This is a genomic window from Rhodococcus sp. 06-1460-1B (genome assembly GCF_002258475.1).
GTDB lineage: Bacteria > Actinomycetota > Actinomycetes > Mycobacteriales > Mycobacteriaceae > Rhodococcoides > Rhodococcoides fascians.
Map to the genome: position 1 here is coordinate 352,290 of NZ_NOYS01000006.1, position 19,759 is coordinate 372,048.

19 protein-coding genes and 1 riboswitch are annotated in these 19,759 nt (G+C 64.3%); of the genes, 11 read left to right on the forward strand and 8 right to left on the reverse strand.

Going from position 1 to position 19,759, the window contains the following annotated elements:
* Positions 1-37 precede the first annotated feature (37 nt).
* From CH268_RS03685 to CH268_RS03700, 4 genes are read left to right on the forward strand one after another with little or no spacing between them, the layout of a single operon-like run.
* Positions 38-898, forward strand: coding sequence for an isocitrate lyase/PEP mutase family protein (locus CH268_RS03685; RefSeq protein ID WP_027495170.1), 861 nt, complete (start codon positions 38-40; stop codon positions 896-898).
* Entirely contained in the window at positions 895-2,160 is a 1,266-nt protein-coding gene (locus CH268_RS03690; protein WP_371828224.1) for a 3-isopropylmalate dehydratase large subunit, read from the forward strand. Before CH268_RS03685 ends, CH268_RS03690 begins: the two co-directional genes overlap by 4 nt.
* Positions 2,157-2,708: a 3-isopropylmalate dehydratase gene (locus CH268_RS03695; RefSeq protein WP_094662260.1), complete on the forward strand. Its 552-nt coding sequence runs from the start codon at positions 2,157-2,159 to the stop codon at positions 2,706-2,708. The genes CH268_RS03690 and CH268_RS03695 overlap by 4 nt, the downstream gene beginning before the upstream one ends.
* Complete coding sequence (locus tag CH268_RS03700; protein ID WP_094662258.1) at positions 2,705-4,024, forward strand: MFS transporter; 1,320 nt, start codon at positions 2,705-2,707, stop codon at positions 4,022-4,024. Before CH268_RS03695 ends, CH268_RS03700 begins: the two co-directional genes overlap by 4 nt.
* Before the next feature lie 261 nt (positions 4,025-4,285).
* Here the strand turns inward: CH268_RS03700 and CH268_RS03705 are convergent, their stop codons facing one another.
* Positions 4,286-4,852: a TetR family transcriptional regulator gene (locus tag CH268_RS03705; protein WP_176457824.1), complete on the reverse strand. Its 567-nt coding sequence runs from the start codon at positions 4,850-4,852 to the stop codon at positions 4,286-4,288.
* Between the two features lie 81 nt (positions 4,853-4,933).
* Here CH268_RS03705 and CH268_RS03710 point away from each other — a divergent pair, with 81 nt between their 5' ends.
* A complete protein-coding gene (locus tag CH268_RS03710; protein WP_230591034.1) occupies positions 4,934-6,553 on the forward strand; it encodes an MFS transporter in 1,620 nt (539 codons plus the stop codon).
* Positions 6,554-6,623: 70 nt separating this feature from the next.
* Here CH268_RS03710 and CH268_RS03715 read toward each other — a convergent pair whose 3' ends face one another.
* The 3 genes from CH268_RS03715 to CH268_RS03725 all read right to left on the reverse strand — a co-directional run bounded on the left by CH268_RS03715 (position 6,624) and on the right by CH268_RS03725 (position 9,991).
* Complete coding sequence (locus CH268_RS03715) at positions 6,624-7,370, reverse strand: GTP pyrophosphokinase (RefSeq protein ID WP_027495176.1); 747 nt, start codon at positions 7,368-7,370, stop codon at positions 6,624-6,626.
* 422 nt (positions 7,371-7,792) lie between these two features.
* On the reverse strand, positions 7,793-7,948 hold the full coding sequence (locus CH268_RS27725; RefSeq protein WP_094611554.1) for a DUF6131 family protein: 156 nt from the start codon (positions 7,946-7,948) through the stop codon (positions 7,793-7,795).
* Positions 7,949-8,041: 93 nt separating this feature from the next.
* The gene (locus tag CH268_RS03725) at positions 8,042-9,991 is read right to left on the reverse strand and encodes a helicase-related protein (RefSeq protein WP_255182270.1); all 1,950 of its coding nucleotides are present in this window, start codon (positions 9,989-9,991) and stop codon (positions 8,042-8,044) included.
* Positions 9,992-10,039: 48 nt separating this feature from the next.
* Between CH268_RS03725 and CH268_RS03730 the strand changes: the two genes are divergently transcribed.
* The 5 genes from CH268_RS03730 (at position 10,040) to CH268_RS03750 (ending at position 15,483) form a co-directional block, all read left to right on the forward strand.
* Positions 10,040-10,753 (forward strand): type 1 glutamine amidotransferase, encoded by a 714-nt coding sequence (locus CH268_RS03730; protein WP_094662439.1) that lies wholly within the window; start codon positions 10,040-10,042, stop codon positions 10,751-10,753.
* Between the two features lie 9 nt (positions 10,754-10,762).
* Positions 10,763-11,941 (forward strand): alpha-hydroxy-acid oxidizing protein, encoded by a 1,179-nt coding sequence (locus CH268_RS03735; RefSeq protein WP_057474506.1) that lies wholly within the window; start codon positions 10,763-10,765, stop codon positions 11,939-11,941.
* Complete coding sequence (locus tag CH268_RS03740) at positions 11,941-13,236, forward strand: alpha-amylase family glycosyl hydrolase (RefSeq protein ID WP_094662254.1); 1,296 nt, start codon at positions 11,941-11,943, stop codon at positions 13,234-13,236. Before CH268_RS03735 ends, CH268_RS03740 begins: the two co-directional genes overlap by 1 nt.
* 73 nt (positions 13,237-13,309) lie before the next feature.
* Positions 13,310-13,402: riboswitch (TPP riboswitch) on the forward strand.
* A gap of 43 nt (positions 13,403-13,445) precedes the next feature.
* Positions 13,446-14,213 (forward strand): 3-oxoacyl-ACP reductase, encoded by a 768-nt coding sequence (locus CH268_RS03745; RefSeq protein WP_094662252.1) that lies wholly within the window; start codon positions 13,446-13,448, stop codon positions 14,211-14,213.
* Position 14,214: 1 nt separating this feature from the next.
* The gene (locus tag CH268_RS03750) at positions 14,215-15,483 is read left to right on the forward strand and encodes an LLM class flavin-dependent oxidoreductase (protein WP_094662250.1); all 1,269 of its coding nucleotides are present in this window, start codon (positions 14,215-14,217) and stop codon (positions 15,481-15,483) included.
* Between the two features lie 9 nt (positions 15,484-15,492).
* Here the strand turns inward: CH268_RS03750 and CH268_RS03755 are convergent, their stop codons facing one another.
* From CH268_RS03755 to CH268_RS03765, 3 genes are read right to left on the reverse strand one after another with little or no spacing between them, the layout of a single operon-like run.
* Positions 15,493-16,383 carry an alpha/beta fold hydrolase gene (locus CH268_RS03755; RefSeq protein ID WP_441346959.1) on the reverse strand — a complete coding sequence of 297 codons (891 nt, stop codon included), beginning with the start codon at positions 16,381-16,383 and terminating at the stop codon, positions 15,493-15,495.
* Positions 16,384-16,395: 12 nt separating this feature from the next.
* The gene (locus CH268_RS03760) at positions 16,396-17,502 is read right to left on the reverse strand and encodes a PDR/VanB family oxidoreductase (protein ID WP_094662248.1); all 1,107 of its coding nucleotides are present in this window, start codon (positions 17,500-17,502) and stop codon (positions 16,396-16,398) included.
* Complete coding sequence (locus tag CH268_RS03765) at positions 17,499-18,398, reverse strand: metal-dependent hydrolase (protein WP_027495186.1); 900 nt, start codon at positions 18,396-18,398, stop codon at positions 17,499-17,501. Before CH268_RS03765 ends, CH268_RS03760 begins: the two co-directional genes overlap by 4 nt.
* Before the next feature lie 114 nt (positions 18,399-18,512).
* Here CH268_RS03765 and CH268_RS03770 point away from each other — a divergent pair, with 114 nt between their 5' ends.
* On the forward strand, positions 18,513-19,028 hold the full coding sequence (locus CH268_RS03770; RefSeq protein WP_094662246.1) for a hypothetical protein: 516 nt from the start codon (positions 18,513-18,515) through the stop codon (positions 19,026-19,028).
* Between the two features lie 139 nt (positions 19,029-19,167).
* Here CH268_RS03770 and CH268_RS03775 read toward each other — a convergent pair whose 3' ends face one another.
* The gene (locus CH268_RS03775; RefSeq protein WP_094662244.1) at positions 19,168-19,635 is read right to left on the reverse strand and encodes a 2-isopropylmalate synthase; all 468 of its coding nucleotides are present in this window, start codon (positions 19,633-19,635) and stop codon (positions 19,168-19,170) included.
* Positions 19,636-19,759: the final 124 nt, after the last annotated feature.

Consider the following 19,759-nt stretch of genomic DNA (forward strand, 5'->3'; position numbering starts at 1 on the left):
GGCGTTCCGCAATACGAAACGGAGAGTGCTCGTGACGATGACTTTGAGAGGCCTGACCGAACAAGGCCTGGTGTATGCGCCCGGCGTCTGGGACGGGTTGACGGCCAAGCTGGCCGAGCAGGCGGGCTTCTCGGCGCTGTGCGCGTCCGGCTTCGCCGTATCGGCTGCGCTCGGACTGCCCGACGCCGAGCTGTACACCATGACCGAGAACCTGCAGGCCGTCCGGACCATTCGCGAGGCATCGTCTCTGCCCCTCGTCGCGGACATCGACACCGGCTACGGAAACGCCGTCAACGCCGCGCGCACCGCGACGCGGTTCGCCGAGGCCGGCGTCCAGGGTGTGTTCATGGAGGACCAGCTGTCGCCGAAGAAATGCCCGATCTGCGTCGGCGAGCCGGTGGACTTGATCTCCGTCGAGGAGGCGTCGGGCAAGGTTCGGGCGGTGCGTGATTCCATGCCGGACGACGTTCTGCTCATCGCACGCACCGACGCACGTGGCGACGAGGCGATCATGCGCGCACAGGCCTACGTCGACGCCGGAGCCGACATGATCATGCCGGTGACGAAGACGTTCGAGACCGTCGAGCAGTGGGAGAACTGTCACCGAGCGGTCGGGGTTCCGCTGATGGCCACGCTCACCGCGTCGACCTGGACCGAGCGGGAGTTCACTCCGGAGGTTCTGGCACAGATCGGAGTGCGGCTGGCCCTGCTGCCCACTCAGGTGCTGATGGCCGCAACCGGTGCCGCACGCGAGACTCTGCGTCGCCTGGCCGCAGGCGAAGCTCCCGCCGACGTCAGTGCCGACGCGCTGCAGCACCACGAGTTCGTGGACCTCATCGGTTTTCCCGAAGTCGAAGCGCAGCAGCGTAAGTACCTTCCTGCAGAGGCGAACCGATGACATCGGCCGCGTTCACGATGGTCGAGAAGATCCTCGGTCGGACCTGTGGCGGTGACCCAGTGCGTGCCGGTGAGAACCATGCGGTACGACCGGCGCGGATGATCGCGTACGACTTTCCCGGGTACACCGATGTGATGTTCCGGCAGATGCGCGACGACTTCGGTATCACCTCACTCGAGGACCCGTCTCGGTACGTCGTCTTCATCGATCACATGTTGACCAAGCGCAACGACCGGGAACAAGAAGTACACCAGGTCACCCGAGAGTGGTGCGAGTACTACGGAATCGAGCTGCACGAGGGCCGCGGCATCGGGCACCAACTCACCGCCGAACTCGGCCTGGCCATCCCCGGTGACTTCCTCGTCCACTTCGACGGCCACATCAGCGGAATCGGGGCGTTCGGTGCGTTGGGCTGGGGTATCCGCCGAGATCTGATCGAGGCATGGGTGACCGGCCAACTCTACGTGGATATCCCAGCGACGACGCGGTTCGACCTGTACGGAGAATTCGCGCCGGGAGTGGACAGTCGCGATCTGGTGCACACCATCATCGACCTCGTCGGGGCCGACGGGTGCGCACACCAGGTGATGGAATTCGGTGGCCCCGGTGCCCGGTCGATGAAAATCGATCACCGGCAGGGATTGTGCGGCATGGCGATGTTCACCGGAGCCGTGTCCGCGATATTCGAACCGGACGAAACCTCACTCGCCTACGCCAACGATGTTGCGCGACAGTCGTTCACGCCGGTCCACCCAGACTCCGATGCGACCTACGCAGCTCGGCACACCATCGACCTCGCCCAGATCGTGCCGCAGGTCGTGCAGCCCGGCTCGGCGCGTGCAGCCAACACCCACACTGCAGCCGAACTCGCCGGCACTCCGATCACCAAGGCGTTCATCGGATCATGTGCCAGTGGACGAATCGAGGATCTGCGGGCCGCGGCACTCGTGCTCGACGGACGCACCGTGGCTCCCGGTGTGGAGCTCAATGTCGTGCCCACGTCGCAGAAGGTGCACGATCAGGCAGAGCGAGAGGGGCTGCTCGACGTACTGCGCGCGGCTGGTGCGCACATTGCAGTGTCGAGCTGCGACTTCTGTTTCGGCTATCAGAAGCCGTTGGCGGCGGGCGAGAATTGCATATCGACCGGCGTGCTCAACATCTCCGGCCGGATGGGTAGCTCGGACGCCAACATCTACATGGGTTCTCCGTACACCGTCGCCGCCAGCGCGCTGGCCGGCACGATCCAGCAGGTGGGCTCGTGAGCGCCTACCCACCCCCGCCCGACGTCATCTCCGGCCGAGTTGCCTGGGTCTTCGGCGACGACTTCGACATCGATCTCGTTGTCGGCGTAGCGAATATCAAGTCGTACGATCCCGAGCATCTGAAGTCGGTCTGCATGACCGCATACGATCCGGGTTTCGTCGATCGCGTTCGGCCGGGCGACATCATCGTCGGCGGCCGGAACTTCGGCTACGGCCACCCGCACTATCCGCCGATGGTGGCTCTGCGCAACGCCGGTATCCAGGCCATCGTGGCCGAGTCGTTCTCGCCGGGATTCTGGCGCGGAGAGACGTTCAACGGAGTACCCCTCATCACCATTCCGGATGTCTCCGGCGCGGTCGTCACCGGTGATGCCGTCGAACTCGATTGGCGACGAGCAGCATTGACCACTGCCGATGGGCGATCCCTGGTAGGTAGTGCGCCCAGCCCTCGTACTGTCGCAGTCATCGAGGCCGGCGGATCGTACGAACTACTTCTGGCCGAACACCGAAGCAAGCAACCACTCACAGGACAGGGAACAGCGCGATGACGAACGTCGACCAGCCTTCTGCGGTCACCAGCGCACCGAAAGCCGACACCACCACCGCGCGCCGTGCCGCGCTCGCCGGTGGCGTCGGCACGCTCATCGAGTATTACGACTTCGCCGTCTACGGATTTCTCGCCGTAGTCATTGCGCCACTGTTCTTTCCGTCCACCAGCCCCGGCGTGTCCATCCTCGCGACCCTGGCGGTATTCGGAGTCGCATACGTCGCACGTCCGCTCGGTGGAATCTTCTTCGGACGCCTCGGCGACAGAAAGGGTCGTCGACAGGCTCTGGTCGTGACGGTGGTCTGCATGGGCATCGCGTGCGGAGTCCTGGGAATGCTGCCCACACACTCGAGTGTGGGCGTGCTGGCACCGATTCTGCTCGTCATCATCCGACTCGCCCAAGGATTCTCTGCAGGAGGTGAAATCGGCGGTGCAGCAACCTATATCGCAGAGTCTGCACCGCCGAACCGTCGCGGCTTCTTCGGGTCGTTCACCCCGGTCGGTTCCACCCTCGGATTCGCGGTCGCCGCAGCCGTTGTCGGAGTGGTCGCCCTCATCACCACCGACGACCAGATGTCGTCGTGGGGCTGGCGCATTCCGTTTCTGCTTGCTCTCCCGCTGGCATTCGTCTGTCTGCGAGTGCGGCTGAAGCTCGAAGACAGCCCCGAGTTCGAGGAAATGGCAGCCAAGAACGAGGTTGCGAAAAGCCCGCTCAGCGATGTCGTGAAGAAGCAGCCGTGGTCGGTGCTACGTGTCGTCGGTATCGCCATTGCGATGAACGGTTCCGGTTACATCGGTCTGACGTACTTCAGCGTGTACCTGATCAACGACCTGGGATTCTCCAAGGACTCGGTCTACTGGACATCGGCGATCGCAATTGCGTTGGCCTGTGCGACCTTCCCACTCAGCGGCATGCTCACAGACAGATTCGGGCGCAAACCGGTACTGCTCAGCGGCTACGTTGCGTATGTCGTCATTGCGTTGCCGGTGTTCATGATCCTCGGCGCGACGTCGTCGATCATCGTGGTGGGCTGTGTGTACTTCGTCTACATGGTTCTCAACGGAGTCGTGCAGGTACCCGCGTTCCCACTGTTCACCGAGCTGTTCCCCCGGGCAGTTCGATACACCGGAGTGTCGTTGGGCTTCAACATCGGCACCATCGCCGCAGGCGGAACAGCACCGTACGTCGCAGCTCAACTGGTCGAGTCGACCGGCAACGCCATGTCACCCGCCTACTGGGTCATGGGTGTCTGCGTGATCGGCGTGCTCACGGTGCTGACCATCAAGGAAACCGGACGCGAGAAACTCCCGGTGTAGTGCGGCGTAGATGCCGTCCATAGTTCGAGACTCGCCCCACCACGTGCACTCGGCGTGGTGGGGCGTCCCGCGTGTGTGCGGTCGAGGACGCGCCGACCGGGGTGACAAACGCGAGCGCACTTGCCAGATGCGCGCAGAATAGCGACGTGATCGGTGTCTACTTTGTGCGCGTCTGGCAAACGCGCGCGCGTTTGCGGAAGTGGGGGCCGCTACCCCAGTATTCCGCACTCTTGCACGAATGCTAGATATGGATAGACAGCGCTACGGAGCGCAGAGTCGACGCACGGCGGCTTCGATTTTCGACGCCCGACGCTGAATTTCGGCGTTGTCGGCAGGCTCGCAGTGCAGGCTCGGCGCGGTCATCCACGCCGAGGTGATGCCGAACATCATGGTGATCAGATCCTCGACGGTGAAGGCGTCGGAGATCAGTCCGTCTCGCTGGGCGTCGGCCATGGCCCTGTGTCGCTCGGCGATGACCGAGTGGATGTCGTCGGTGCCCGAGGTCGCCATACCGCCCTGAAGCTGAGTCCACAGCAGGAGGCGGTGCTCCTCGGGATGCGCAGCGAGGTGCAGGTATTCGCGCGCTGCGTATCCGCCGAGGTCGTCGACGGCGAAGGGTACTTCGTCGATGAACCGCGCGAACCCGTCCTCGACGACGGCCCGGAACAGGGCTTCTTTGTCCCCGAAGTACGCGTACAGACGTTCCTTGCTGGCCTTGGCCGCGGCCGCGATCCGATCGACGCGGGCCCCGGCCAGCCCGTGTACCGAGAACTCGTCCCGGGCGGCGACGACGATGCGGGCGCGGGTCGCAATGGCGTCAGGTTTCATGGCGGTCACCATACCCCCAACCAACTAGTTCGTTTGACTATTGGTTCTGGGTCGCCTACCTTTTTGCTCGGGACATTTTTCGTGCCCAGAATCAACGAGTACGAGTGGGGTAGAAACATGTCGCAGCTCTCCGAGCGCGAAGCGCCGGATCTGAATCCGAACTACGAGCGCCGATGGCTGGTGCTGTGCATCGTCGCCATCACGCAGCTCACGATCGTGCTCGACGGCACGATCGTCAACATTGCGCTGCCGCAGGCTCAGCTGGACCTGGGCATCAGCGACAGCAGCCGCGCCTGGGTCATCACTGCCTACGCGTTGTCGTTCGGCGCACTGCTGCTGCTCGGCGGACGCATCGCCGACTACTGGGGACGCAAGCGCTCGTTCATCGTCGGCATGGCAGGCTTCGCCGTTGCCTCCGCTATCGGCGGACTCGCTCAGGAAGGCTGGCAGCTGTTCATCGCGCGCGCCGGCCAGGGTGTGTTCGCTGCGCTGCTCGCCCCGGCAGCACTGGCCATCCTGACGGTGACGTTCACCGACACCAAGGAACGCGCCAAAGCGTTCGGCGTCTTCGGCGCCATTGCCGGTGGCGGCGCAGCGGTCGGCCTACTCCTCGGCGGAGTGCTCACCGAATACGCGAACTGGCGCTGGTGCCTGCTGGTCAACATCCCGGTCGCAGTGTTCGCCATCGCCGCAGCGGTGCCGCTGGTGAAGGAGAGCAAGGCTCACGGAGACACCCGCTACGACCTGCCCGGCGCGATCCTCGTCGCTCTCGGTCTGGCATCGCTGGTCTACGGCTTCACCGAGGCCGAAGACGGCTGGGCGACGGTACCCACCATCTCGTTCATCGCGCTCGGCCTCGCTCTGCTGGCCGCGTTCGTCGTCGTCGAGTCCAAGTCCGCCAACCCGCTACTCCCCTTGAGTGTGTTGCTCGACCGTGACCGCGGTGCCGCGTACATCGGCTCGGCCGTCATCGGCGCTGCCCTGCTCGGTGGCACGTTGTACCTCACGTTCTACTTCCAGATCGTGCTGGAGATGAGCCCGGTGATCGCCGGCGTCGCGTCGCTCCCGATGACCGGCGGCATTTTGATCACGGCCGCGCTCGCTTCTGCACTCGTGCCGAAGATCGGACCCAAGCCGCTGATGGCCGTCGGTCCGGTCGTCTCCGCAGTCGGCCTGCTGCTGCTCACCCAGATCGGCGTCGACACCTCGTACTTCACGCACGTCCTGCCGGGCGTCGTGCTGCTCGGCCTCGGCCTCGGTCTGCTGATGGTTCCGATGCAGAACGTCGCACTGATCGGCGTTCCCGATCACGACGCAGGTGCCGCATCGGCGCTGATCAACGCCACCCTGCAGGTCGGTGGTGCACTCGGTGCTGCGGTGTTCACCACCGTCTACACCTCGTCGAAGACCTCGTACCTGGCCGAGAATCCGGCACCGACTCCGCCCGCCGGAGTTCCTGCGGAAGCTCTCGCCGGCCAGGAAGTGCCCAGCGACGAGATGTTGGCCGCGCTGCCGGAGCCGATCCGCAACTTCGTGCTCGCGACCATCGACCACGCGTTCTCGGCCGAGGTCTCCGGCTACGCCTGGGCATTCGGTACCGCCGCGATCCTCGTAGCGCTGGTGAGCCCGGTCGTGTTGCTGCTCGTCCGCGCGAAGAAAGACGACCTGCCCGTCGGCGACACCCCGGTACATATCGGATAACGCAGGCACGAACCGACAACCCCGCTGCTCAGCCGTCGAGCAGCGGGGTTGACGTTCTTCGAAGGCATCGTCAGTCCGGGTCGATTGCTTCGGCCTGCGCGGTGAGCAACATGTGCAGCAGCTCGGGAGGCAATGCCATCGGAGGCATCGCGCCGAGGGTGATCGAGTTGTCGGAATCGCCGTTCAGTTCCTCCACCTCGTCGTGCAGGCTTTCCATCTTCTCGTCCAGTGTGTTGGCCGTCTCGGCGGCCTCGGTCAGTTCCGCCAACAGGGTGGGCGGAATCTGGCCGCGGTACTTGTAGAAGATCTTGTGCTCGAGGCTCGCCCAGAAATCCATGGCAATCGTGCGGATCTGGAGTTCGACCAAGACCGGTTGGACGCGATCGGACATGAACACCGGAATTTCGACGATGAGGTGCAAACTCTTGTAGCCGTTGGCTTTCGGGTTCGCGATGTAATCCTTGACCTCGACGACTCGAACGTCGGTCTGACTACTGAGCATGTCCGCGATGCGGTAGGTGTCGGAGATGAAGCTGCACGTGATGCGGACACCTGCGACGTCGAAGATGTTCTCGCGAATGGCGTCGAGCGTCAGTGCGCACTTCTTGCGCTGAGCCTTGTCGACGATGCTCTCGGGCGTCTTGAGTCGCGACGAGACATGCTCGATGGGGCTGTAGCGGTGGATGTGAGTGAATTCCTGCTTCAGGATGTTGATCTTGGTGATCAGTTCGTCGATTCCGAACTTGTAACTCATCATGAAGCGGGTGAAATCGTGCCTCAGCTGCACCAGGTCGACGACGGCTTCACTGTTGCTCATGCCCCCGATTGTCCACGATCGCCGGACGTGACCGCGCCGCGCGAGAATCGAAGCTGGCGTCGCTGCACGTGGCACCGAGTTCTGGGGTGAACCGCACGAGATTGCACCTCTGGCATTGATGGGTACGGTGATGCCCCCGCTCACACGAGCAAGCACGTGAACCCACCAATACCGAACCGGCGACAAGCGGATGGCCGTTGGTGCAGTGAGTAGGTGCTCGTTCTGCCCACCGATCGCCGACGCGGTAGAGCGACCCGGCAACCGGGTCGGTGTCGCGCTCGTCGGATGCCATCGCGCGCAACCGCCTTCGACACTGTCTACCGTCCGATATGGACCGCCCGAAGTGGCTCCGCTGGCCGCATCGCCAACTCCGGGGGCCCGCTCAGACTAACAGAAATCGAACGTATGTTCTAACGTGGATGTCAAAACCACGTCTTGCGGCCACCGACTGCGCGCCCCATCGAACCGAGCAACGTCAGTACCGCGCCGACGACCACCAGAATGATGCCGATAGTCGTCAAAATTGAAATGCCGGCGAAATAGCCGATGAGGGCGAGGATGATTCCGAGAACGATCATGACTACTCCTGGTGCCAAAGTGAGCCCACTATCGACGAATTGTCGATGGGACCGAACCTACTCGGGCGCGTGGACGATTGCTCACAATTGTCGCTATTTTCCGGCATCCACTTTCGCCGCGAGGAAAGCCTCCGGATCGATCAGATCCGCCTGCCCCACGATCGATCCCAGATCCGCGATGCGCTCGATCCCGGTGAGCACCATCTCCTCCTCGACGGTGCCCTCGGCGTAGCCGTAGTAGCAGGTCGACGTGGTGTGGTTGTGGTCGTTGTCGATGCGATTGGCGCGGCCCTCGATCTGCCTGATGTCGATGGGTGTCCACCGAGGATCGTGAATCAGCGTCACGCGCGGTGCGAGTGTGGAGACCGTCCCCTCCGGGAGCAGTAACTCGTTGGTGTGCAGGTTGATCGCGCTCGTGGTGGTCGAGACGATGACCGACGCGTCGCCGGTCTGAAAACGGCGGATCGACGCCTCCTGCTCGGGACTGCTCATGCTCCCGTCGACCACGGCGACCTCGAGCCCCTCGTCTCGAAGTGTCTGGGCCAGAGCAGCGACCGACTCGCGGTAGAACATCGAGACGAACACCTGATTGCCTGCCTTGACCCACGTCCGGACTTGATCCGCAGACGCGGGAATGCGCAGGTACGAGCACTTCTGGCGAAATCGCAGCGTCGCCGCACGAGTACTCGGATTCTTCTGCAGCACTCTCTTTCCGCCGACGGCCTTCCAGATCGGCAGGCCGACTTCCTTGCGGTAGTCCACCCACGCCGAGTTGTACAGCCGCTTCTGCGCGGCCGTGAGTTCCTGGCCGAGGGGCTCCCGCGGAGTCGGTGGGGACGGCCGCGAAATAGACCACGGCACAGCGCCTCCCGACAACCAACCGTGCACAGACGCGATGTCGCGGGCTCGCGTCGTCGCGTCCTCGGGCTCCCACCGCCACGTGGTCAACCCCGTCGTCGCCTTCCCTGCCTTGACGGCGAACCCGGACTCGATGAGGAACTCCGCCCACTTCATCGTCACGGCATACCCGAGATACTCGTCGTCACCGAGGATCTCGACGCCGCGGCTGCGTTCCACGGCACGGGCCATGTACGCGAAATGCAGCGGCTGATAGCCGGGAGTGGCAGACATCCACACGACGGATCGGGCCGCCTCCTGATACCGCCACAGAATTTGCGACTGCTGCGATTCGATGTTCATCAACGCATGCGACTCGTCGGCGATCACCACGTCGATGTCGAACCGCAGCTCGCCCAGCGAGATGGTCCGCTTGTTCTGCGTCCGTTTACGTTTGCCCAGATCGGTCTCGGGCGGAACCGACAGCAGCTTCTTGGTGGACTGATAGGTGATCAGCAACCAACGCTTGCGGTCGGACGGCTCGATGTCCGCCTCGCTGTCTGCAATGGTGCGACGCCACCCCGGCAGCGCACCCTTGGGTGCCACCACCAGAACCGTGCCGATCTCGGCGGCCGACATCTGCCGCACGGCCTCGCACACGGCCAACGTCTTACCCAGACCCGTCGAATCCATCTGCGCGAAGTACGGGAAGCCGGCGTCGAGCGCGGCCAGATGGCGTCGGACCGATTCGAGTTGGGTGTCGCGAGGCTGCATCGCCCGTTCGCGCACCTCTTCGTCGCGCCAACTGTCGTTCGCGTCGTCCTCGAGCCACCGCTGCAGGCTGTACGGCATCGATTCGTACGGCTGCAGGTACTCGGGCAGTTCGGTTCCGTAATACGCGAACACGCGCGGTCCGGGGTACCAGCGCGCTCCCGCTGCGCCCGCCGCGGACCGATCCTCGAACGGCACGTCCAACACCCACACGCGCTCGCCGGGATCGGGCACCCGAAGATCGGGGGCGGCGGACTTGCGGGGCGAGGTCTTGCGCGGGGCTGCTCTCTTGCGAGGTGCGGCCTTCTTCGGGGCAGCTTTCTTCGCCGCAGGCTCACCGTTCTTCGCAGCCGCGAACTTTCGCGCAGCGCTGCTCTGCCCGGCCTTGACGGTGCGGGCAGTGGTGGATCGGGCAGTGCGTTTACGAGGTGGCATCGGATCCAGTCTGTCGTACGGTGTGCACGAACACCGTAAAGGAGCCCTGTGACATACCCGAACAACCCGCGCGCCGTAGTTCTCGTCCACGACCGGGACCCGTCCCTGGCGCGTCGCGACATCGGCACCCTCGCCGCCGAATTGCACACCAGGGGTTTCCGGTTGGACGTGCATTCCTTCGACCACAGTCCCGATGTCGCACCACCGACGCTGTCCGACGCGCAGGTGGTGGTGGTCATGGGCTCACCCGACGCCGCGTACGACGACACGCTGACGTGGCTCGCGCCGGAGATCGCGTATGTGCGGGACGCGATCGACACAGGTGTTCCGATCCTCGGCGTCTGCTTCGGCGGCCAGTTGCTCGCCCGGGTGCTCGGTGGATCGGTACGCAAGTCCGAGCATCCCGAATACGGATTCGTCGAGGTCGAGACGTCCGATCCCGAGCTCATCGCCCCGGGCCCGTGGATGGAATTCCACGGTGACACGTTCGTCGCACCGCCGGAGGCGACGGTGATCGCCCGCAACGAGGCAGCGCAACAGGCCTTCGTTCTCGGTCCACACCTCGGGTTGCAGTTCCACCCCGAGATCGACCTCGATACCTACGATGCATGGGCGGCCGCGTGGCAGCGCGACGGCGTCGAACACGCGGTGGACGTGCACCAGATCAGGCAAGACATTGCCGACTCCGAAGCAGCAGCTCGCAAGCGGTGCTCGGCCCTGCTGGACGCATTTCTCGCCCGATCCTCGGCGGTGCCCCGGTAGGGTCGAACGATGACCGAGGCCAGGCCCAGCAACTTCAGCGATCACCAACTCGGCATCTACGCCGCCGGAATGTTCGCCCAGCAGACACCGTCGATCACCACCAATCTGGCGCGGCTGGAGGACCAGGCTGCCGAGAAGCTCTCGCCCGAGGCGCTCGGCTACATCGTCGCCAGCGCGGGCAGTGGCTCGACGGCGCGGGCGAACCGGGCCGCCTTCGACAGGTGGGCCATCACGCCGCGGATGCTGCGCAGCTCGGCCTCGCGTGATCATGCGTGCACCGTGCTCGGCACCGACATGCCTGCACCGCTGTTGATCGCTCCGGTGGGTATTCAGACTCTCGCCCATCCCGACGGTGAACTCGCGACGGTTCGCGCGGCTGCGGAACTCGGTGTGCCGTACATACATTCGACGCAGGCGTCGCATTCGTTCGAGCAGATCGCCGAGGCGGGCGGAGATGCGCCGCGCTGGTATCAGTTGTACTGGCCGACGGACGAATCGGTTCTGCTGAGCTTCCTGCAGCGCGCGAAGGACACCGGATTCACCACGTTGGTGCTGACGCTCGACACGACGTTGCTGGGCTGGCGGCCCGCCGATCTCGACCGCGGGTACCTCCCGTTCTTGGCGAACCTCGGCATCGAGAACTATTTGAGCGATCCGGCGTTCCAAGCCGGACTCGCTCAGCCCGTCGAGGAGAATCCCGTTGCAGCCGCGATGCATTGGGCGCAGATGTTCCCCAACCCGGGGCTGTCGTGGAAGAACCTGGCGTTCCTGCGAGAGCATTGGGACGGCCCGATCGTGCTCAAGGGCATCTGCACCGTCGGCGACGCCCGAGAAGCGGCCGCCCACGGAGTCGACGGCATCGTCGTCTCCAACCACGGCGGCCGTCAGATCGACGGTGCCAGGCCGTCTCTCGACGCGTTGCCGTCCATCGTCGAGGCCGTCGGTGACGAACTGACGATCCTGTTCGACTCCGGTGTGCGCACCGGTGCCGACATGGCCAAGGCGCTGGCGCTCGGTGCCGATGCGGTTCTTCTCGGCCGCCCGTTCCTGTACGGTCTCGCCCTCGGCGGGCAGGAGGGTGTTGCACACGTACTACGTTGCCTGCTGGCCGAATTCGACTTGGTGACCAGCCTGTCCGGCCATACCGGCGCGGGCGAGCTCGGTCGCGACTCGATCGAGGCGTCCTGATGGAGTGGACGAAGCACGCCATCTGGTGGCACCTGTACCCGCTCGGCTTCACCGGCGCTCCGGTACACGGATGGGACGGTGAATCGCAGTCGGATCTGCACCGGCTGAACAGAATCGAGAAGTGGCTCGACTACGCCCTCGAGCTCGGTGCGTCGGGCATCGCCCTCGGTCCGATCTTCGAGTCGGAGAAGCACGGCTACGACACTGTCGACTACTACCACGTCGACGGTCGGCTCGGCACCGACGAGGACATCGATTCGCTGATCGCTGCGGCGCATTCCCGCGGCCTGAAGATCATGTTCGACGGCGTCTTCAACCATGTCGCGCAGAGCTTCCCGAAGTTCCGTGAGGCTCTGGCCGAGGGCCCGGATTCCGAGGCCGCGGAGTGGTTCCACCTCGACTGGTCCGGGGACGAGCCGACGCATCGCAATTTCGAGGGCCACGACGAACTGGTCGCGCTCAACCACGAGAGCCCGCACGTGCAGCAGTACGTGGTGGACGTGCTGTCGCACTGGCTCGAACGCGGCGTGGACGCCTGGCGGCTCGACGCGGCCTACGCGGTACCGCCGCGCTTTTGGGCTGCGGTGATGCCGAAGGTTCGCGAGAAGCATTCGGCAGCATACTTTCTCGGCGAGGTCATTCACGGTGACTACGACCGGATCGTCTCGGCGTCCACGTTGGACTCGGTGACCCAGTACGAACTGTGGAAGGCGATCTGGAGTGGCCTGAGCGAGCTCAACTTCTTCGAGCTCTCGCACGCGTTGGAGCGTCACAACGGCTGGCTCGACGCATTCGTGCCCGCCACGTTCGTGGGAAATCATGACGTCAATCGCATCGCCAGCGTCATCGAGGACGAGCGACATCTGCTGCACGCGTTGGTGGTTCTGTTCACCGTGGGCGGGATGCCGATGATCTACTACGGCGACGAGCAGGCATTCCGCGGTATCAAGGAAGATCGCGTCGGCGGTGATGACGAGGTGCGTCCCGAATACCCGGACACTTCCGAGGATCTCGCCCCGTACGGCTGGCCCGTCTACCGAGTGCATCAGGAGCTGATCGCAGTTCGGCGTCGCAATCCGTGGTTGTACTCCGCGCGCACCGAGACACTCGAGCTCACCAACACCGCACTGCTCTACCGCGTGTACGCGGACGACAATTCGATGACGGTGGCGCTCAACCTCGGCGACGAGGCCATCGACTACCCGGCCCAGGGCAGCGAAGTGCTGGCCGGTGAGGCGCACCTGAACGACGGACGGGTAAGCGTTCCTCCCCACGGCTGGGCTGTCATCGGCTGATCGCTGCATACGGCTGTATTCGGCTATCTACGTCGAGCGCAAGAAAGCAGTAGAGAGACCTACAGGTACAGTCGACCGCGACACGGGGTGCCCGTCAGGGCTGAGATCACACCCGTCGAACCTGATCTGGTTAGGACCAGCGAAGGGAATGTCGTGACGTTTCGGTATTTCCTGTCCCTCGCGACGGTCCCGACCTCGAACGAGAGGCGATGCACGTGAAGATCGACGAGCAGACAGTGTTGGTCACCGGCGGCGGCCGCGGACTGGGAGCATCGATCGCCGCGGCGTTCGCCGGTGAGGGCGCACGTGTGGTGATCGACTACCGCACCAGCAAAGAGGCAGCGGAGGCGTTGGCGGAAAGGCTCGGCGACCGTGCATTCGCGGTTCAGGGCGACGTGACCGACGAGAGCGCGGTGGCCTCGGTGTTCGACTCGGCCCGTGCGCATTTCGGCACTCCGATCACCACAGTCGTCAACAACGCATTGGCCGACTTCTCCTTCGACGGAGATGCCCGCCCCAAGGCCGACACCATCACCTGGGATCGGTTCGACGCTCAACTGCGGGGCAGCGTTCGCGCGGCACTGCTCACCACGCAGGCGGCCCTGCCGGGAATGCGTGAGGCGGGCTTCGGCCGAATCATCAACGTGGGCACCAACTTGTTCCAGAATCCAGTGGTGCCGTACCACGACTACACTGCCTCCAAGGCCGCCCTGCTCTCGCTGACGCGCACGTTGTCCGTGGACCTGGGCGCGGACAACATCACCGTCAACATGGTCTCGGGCGGACTGCTGCGCACCACCGATGCCAGTGCCGCGACCCCGGCCGAGGTGTTCGACTTCATCGCGGCCTCGACCCCGCTGCAACGCGTCACCACGCCGGAGGAATTCGCCGATGCTCTGCTGTTCTTCGCCTCCCCGTGGGCGCGGTCGGTGACCGGTCAGAACCTCGTTGTCGACGGCGGTTTGGTCAAGAACTGATATGCACCTCAACGCGTTTCTGTACGGCTGCGGACATCACAGCGCAGCGTGGAGGCATCCCGATTCGCGAGTGGAGGACCTGGGCAACATCGCGTACTACGAGGAACTTGCGCAGCTGGCCGAACGGGGAAAGTTCGACGCGGTGTTCTTTGCCGACGGGCATTCCGTTCGCGATCCGGCCGGCGCAGGAACCTGGTTTCTCGAACCGATCACGGCGCTGTCGGCCATAGCCAGAGCGACCACACACATCGGTCTGGTTACCACCGTGTCGTCGACGTTCTACACACCGTTCCATGCCGCGCGCATGCTGGCGTCGTTGGACCACATCAGCGGCGGACGGGCCGGCTGGAACGTCGTCACCTCCATGTTCGACGCCGAAGCACGCAATCACGGAATGGACGCCATCCCGGCTCGGGAGGAGCGCTACGCACGCGCAGCAGAGTTCGTCGATACTGCACTGGCACTCTGGGATTCGTGGGAGCCCGATGCCCTGACGCTCGATCGCACCGGGATGTACGCCGACCCGGCCAAGGTGCACTCGATCGACCACGACGGCAAACACTTTCGAGTCGACGGCCCGCTGACGGTGCCGCGGTCGCCGCAGGGCAGGCCGGTTCTGTTTCAGGCCGGGGCGTCGGGCCCGGGCCGCGACCTGGCGGCGAAGTATGCCGAGGCGATCTACGCCGTCGCCTACGATCTCGTTGCCGCGCAGAGCTATTACGAGGATGTGAAGTCTCGCATCGACAGTGCTGGTCGCGACAGTGCGACAGTGGGCATCATGCCGGGACTGGTGACGTACATCGGCTCGACGATGGACGAGGCCCGTCGCAAGAAGGCCGAACTGGACGTCTTGCTGCCGACGGAACAATCCCTGGCGATGCTCTCGACGTTCACCGGGCAGGATTGTGCTGCCTGGGAACTCGATGAACCGGTGCCCCCGCTACCGCCGGCAGCAGAGTTCACCGGACCGCAGGGCCGCTACGAGACGATTCTGCGCATCGTCGAGAAGGATGACCCCACCGTGCGTGAGTTGCTCGGCACGCTGGCGGCCGGCGGTGGGCACGCCACGATGATCGGCACACCGGAGTCCATCGCTGACGAGATGGAATCGTGGATCGGCCGCGGTGCCGACGGCTTCAACCTGATGTGCCCGCGCTACCCGGACTCACTCGCCGACTTCGTCGAACACGTGGTCCCGATCCTGCAGCAGCGCGGCCTCTTTCGATCCGAATACACGTCGTCCACGCTGCGCGGGCATCTGACCGTATGACCTGAAGGTTCAGTCCAGCGAGTCGATGAATTCTGTCGTCAATCGTGCGATGTCGTCCGCATGGGAGATCGGCGACCAGTGACCCGCCGGAATGTCGTTGCGCGTGAGGTTCTTCACCCACATGCCGGTGTCGTCGTAGTGGTACGGCCGCACCGCGACGTCCTCGGTGTTGACGATGAGGTGCACGGGGATGTCGATGTACCGATCTCGCGGATTGGTCAGAATCGGAATGATGTTGGCGCGGTACAGGTTGGTGCCGTTGGTTGCGTCCGACCACAGCGTGGGGTTCTGGGTGACGAGCTTCGGATCGACGCCGGAAAATTCTTGTAGAAATGCCGGCCAGCCCTTGGCGAACTGTCGCTTGATGCGCAGCGTCGACAGGCCGGGGATGTGAAAGGTGACGGTGTACCAGGACGCTCGGGTCTGGGCGAGAACCTGCTTGATTCCGGCAAGAGTGGGACGACGCAGGCGCGACTGCGACCACTTACCCAGGTGATCGAGGTTGGGTCCCGAAATCGATGTGTACGAACGGATTCGATCCTTCGCCTGGGGCTGGGCTGCAGCCTCCCATACTTCGACGGCGCCCCAGTCGTGCGCGAGCACGTGAACGGGAGCGTCGGGGCTGACCGCATCTGCCACGGCATAGAAGTCCGCCGCCAACCGGGCCAACTTGTACGCCGACTGCTCGACCGGCACCGTGCTCTCGCCGGCTCCGCGCGAGTCGTAGCTGATCACCCGAAAACGGTCTTCGAGTTGCGGGACGATGTGGCTCCACAGTTCGTGAGTATCGGGCCACCCGTGAACGAGGACGATGGGTTCGCCCTCGGGGTTTCCGCTCTCGAACACCGCCAGCCGAATGCCTTCGTTGACGACCGTCATGCGAACTGCGTTGCTGCTCACTGTCTTTCCGTTCTATAGATCGAGTACGAGACGGGCGCTTCGAGCGCGCGAGACGCAGATGAGCATGTGGTCGCGCTGCTCTTCCGGGGTCAATCGCGATTCCAGGTGTTCGGGCTCGCCGGCGAGCACCCGCACCTTGCAGGTACCGCAGAAGCCCTGTTGGCACGAGTACGCGATATTGGGCTTCTGCTGCTTGACGGCCGTGAGCACGGAGGCGTCGGCGGCGACGTCGAGCACGGCTCCACTGCTGATCAGCTGCACCTCGAACGGTGTGCCGTCGAGGATCGGCGGCGGGCCGAAGCGTTCGAAATGCAATGCGGTGGCGGCGCATTGGCGGAAGTCGCGGCGGACGGCGTCGAGCATGGGGGTAGGACCGCAGCAGTAGACCGCACCGCCTGCGGGTGCGCGCTCGAGCAATTCACCCTCGGTGGGGTACCCGTGCACGTCGTCGGTCCGGACGAACACGCGATCCGATTCCCAGCTCTCGATCTCGTCGAGAAAAGGCATCGTGTCCCGGGAGCGACCGCAGTACACGAACTGCCAATCCATCCCGAGAATCCTTGCGGCACGGACCATCGCGATGATGGGGGTGATGCCGATGCCGCCGGCGACGAACAGCGCGCTGCCCTCGGCGACGAAGGGAAAGCCGTTCCGTGGGCCGCGTACGATGACCTCGGTTCCGGGCTCGAGTGCATGCATCTCGATGGATCCACCTGCGCCGGTGGGGATTCGGCGCACGGCGATACGGTAGCAACTACGGTCGGATGGATCGCCGCACAGCGAGTACTGCCGACGGCGACCCGACGGCAGATGTAGATCGAGGTGGCAGCCGGGATGCCAGTTCGGCAGCTGCTCCCCCGTCGGCGAGGCGAGGGTCAGAGCGGCGACGTTCTCGTCCTCGGCGATGATCTCGCGGTCGACGACCACCAGCCGCAGCGCGGAATCGGGATTGTGGCCGGCTACCGCGTCGTCGTACTCCTTGCCGGCAGTCGCATGCATGTAGCCGTTGAGGAACGTTCCGAGCATCTGCATCGAGCGATCGGCGCGGGGGCGTCCGCGGAGATCCGGTGGCGCGTCCTTGGGCAACAGCCGCGGAACGCGACCCGTCGAGAGCTTCACCGCGCCGCAGCCTGCGCGGCCGGGGACGACGCCAGGTAGCGCACGGCCTGAGCCGTCGAGCCTTCCTGGCTCGGGTGATACGACTTCTTCAGGTAGCGAGACATACTGCGGCCGACGTGCGTCAGCGCCGGCAGCGTGCCGCGGCGAACAGACTTGCGCCACAGGGCCGATCGGGGCTTGCGGACCGACTTCGGGGCGCTCTGCAGCTCGGGGTCGTTCTTCATCAGAAAGATGATGCCGCGCATCCAGATGTACCCCATCAACGGAACGACCACGACGAACGTGCGCAGGCGACGTACCTCGCGCTTGTCGAAGTAACGAAGGGTGTCGTACGCGACCGAGCGGTGTTCCACTTCCTCGGCACCGTGCCACCGCAGCAGATCGAGCATCGTCGGATGGATGCCGGCGCGGTCGAGACCGTCGGCATTGAGTACCCAATCACCGAGGAACGCCGTCACGTGCTCGATGGCCGCGATGAGGGCCAGCCGCTCGACGAGGTTGTTCTTCGAACGCAGACTCGTCACCGAATCCGATCCGAGGACCTTGCCGAAGGCCCATTCCATCTGATCGGTGAACGGGGTGGGGTCGAGTCCGTTGTTCTGCAGATGCACGAGAACGCCGGTATGGGCCTCGGCGTGCACGGCTTCCTGCCCGATGAAGCCGATGACGTCGTCGCGCAGCTTCTCGTCGTCGATGTAGGGCAGGGCCTCTTTGAACGTGTCGACGAACCAGTGCTCGCCGGCCGGGAGTAGTAGATGCAGCACGTTGAGGACGTGCGTGGTGTACGGATCGCCGGGCACCCAGTGCATCGGCAGATCGCTCCAGTCGAACTTGACGTTCCTGGCCTGAAGCATCACTTCGCCCGGGTCCGATGCGACGGCGTTGCGCTCGTTCATCGAGTCGACCTCCTCCACGTCCACGATGTGGCCGCTGCCACAGTGCGCGACTTAGTATAAACATCGGTTACAGGTAAAAGGAACCATGTCGGTGGACAGTGAGAGACTTCTGTGATGACCGACCCCTCCCCAGTGGCTGTTCCCCCGAGCAGCGTGCCCGTGGCCTGGCCCACCGAGTGGCCCGTCGATGTGCGTCGAATCGCGGACGCCACAGTCGATGCCCTTGCTGCTGTCGTGGCGCAGGATCCGATCGCGTTCGACGAGGCCGTCGAACTGTTGGACCGCTCGGACGCGGCCAAGGCCGGGAACGTGCATGCGGAGATGGTACGGAGTTTGCTCGAAGAGGTATACAGCGATGGCTTGACCGGGGAGAACGTCCAGGAAGTACTCGGCCGAACCGTCCGCGGAGCCGAGTGGCTCCCGAGCGTGGACATCGCCGGATTCGTCGAGGTGCTCACCGGCGCGCTGGGTGTGACGGACGTCGACGAACAATCACGTTCGAGGCCGCGGCCTGCGCACGCCCTGCTGGTGGTGGCGGATCTGCTCGCGATTCGTCGAAGCCGCGCCGAAACGTATGTGCGCCGCGCACTGGCCGAAATTCACCGCGCGCAGACAGTGGAGATGCCCTAGTGAGATCTTCGCCTGTATTGCTTGGACGGTAGAGAGGCGAAGAGAGCGCTACCAACGCGAGGGGCGTGTCGAGCTCGCAGTTGTGCAGGCGATGAGGGCGTTTCGGCCTACACAACTGCGAACTCGGCACTGGTCGGGGCTACCGATGCAGCAGATTGGCCCCGGCGACGATGGCCCGGATCGACGACAGGGTTGCGTCGGGCTCGATGGACATCGACCATTCGCGGCGACCGTCGTGCTCGGCCAGGACGAAGGTGGCGGTCTCGTCGCCGATGCGCTGTTGGTGGAACGAGAGGATCTCGATGCGGAATCCGGCGTCGTGGAGCATCGACGTCAACGCCTCGATCGGTCCGTATGTTGTTGCGGCACAAGCGAAGATGGTGTCACCGATGCCGAAGGTGGCGTCGAACGACATCTTGCCCCCGGTGGCCCCAGTGCCGGACCAAGAGCCCAGCCGGAGGGGCCCGGTGGTGGGCGAGAAGCGGTCGACGAAGGCCGTCCACGACATGTGTTGCCCGGAGATCTCGTCGCGCATCGTGCGCGGCAGGGCGCAGCCGAAGCGAGCATGGAACGGATCTGTGGCGAAAGTCGAAGCGAGTGAATTCATGAAGGTGGTCCTGGCGAATGTGAAGGGAGGACCGAGAGAGCACGACGACCCGCAGCGAGGGGTCGGTCCGAATCAGACCCCGCTACGGCGGCGTACTACGAGAATGCGCTTCACGGAGCCGACA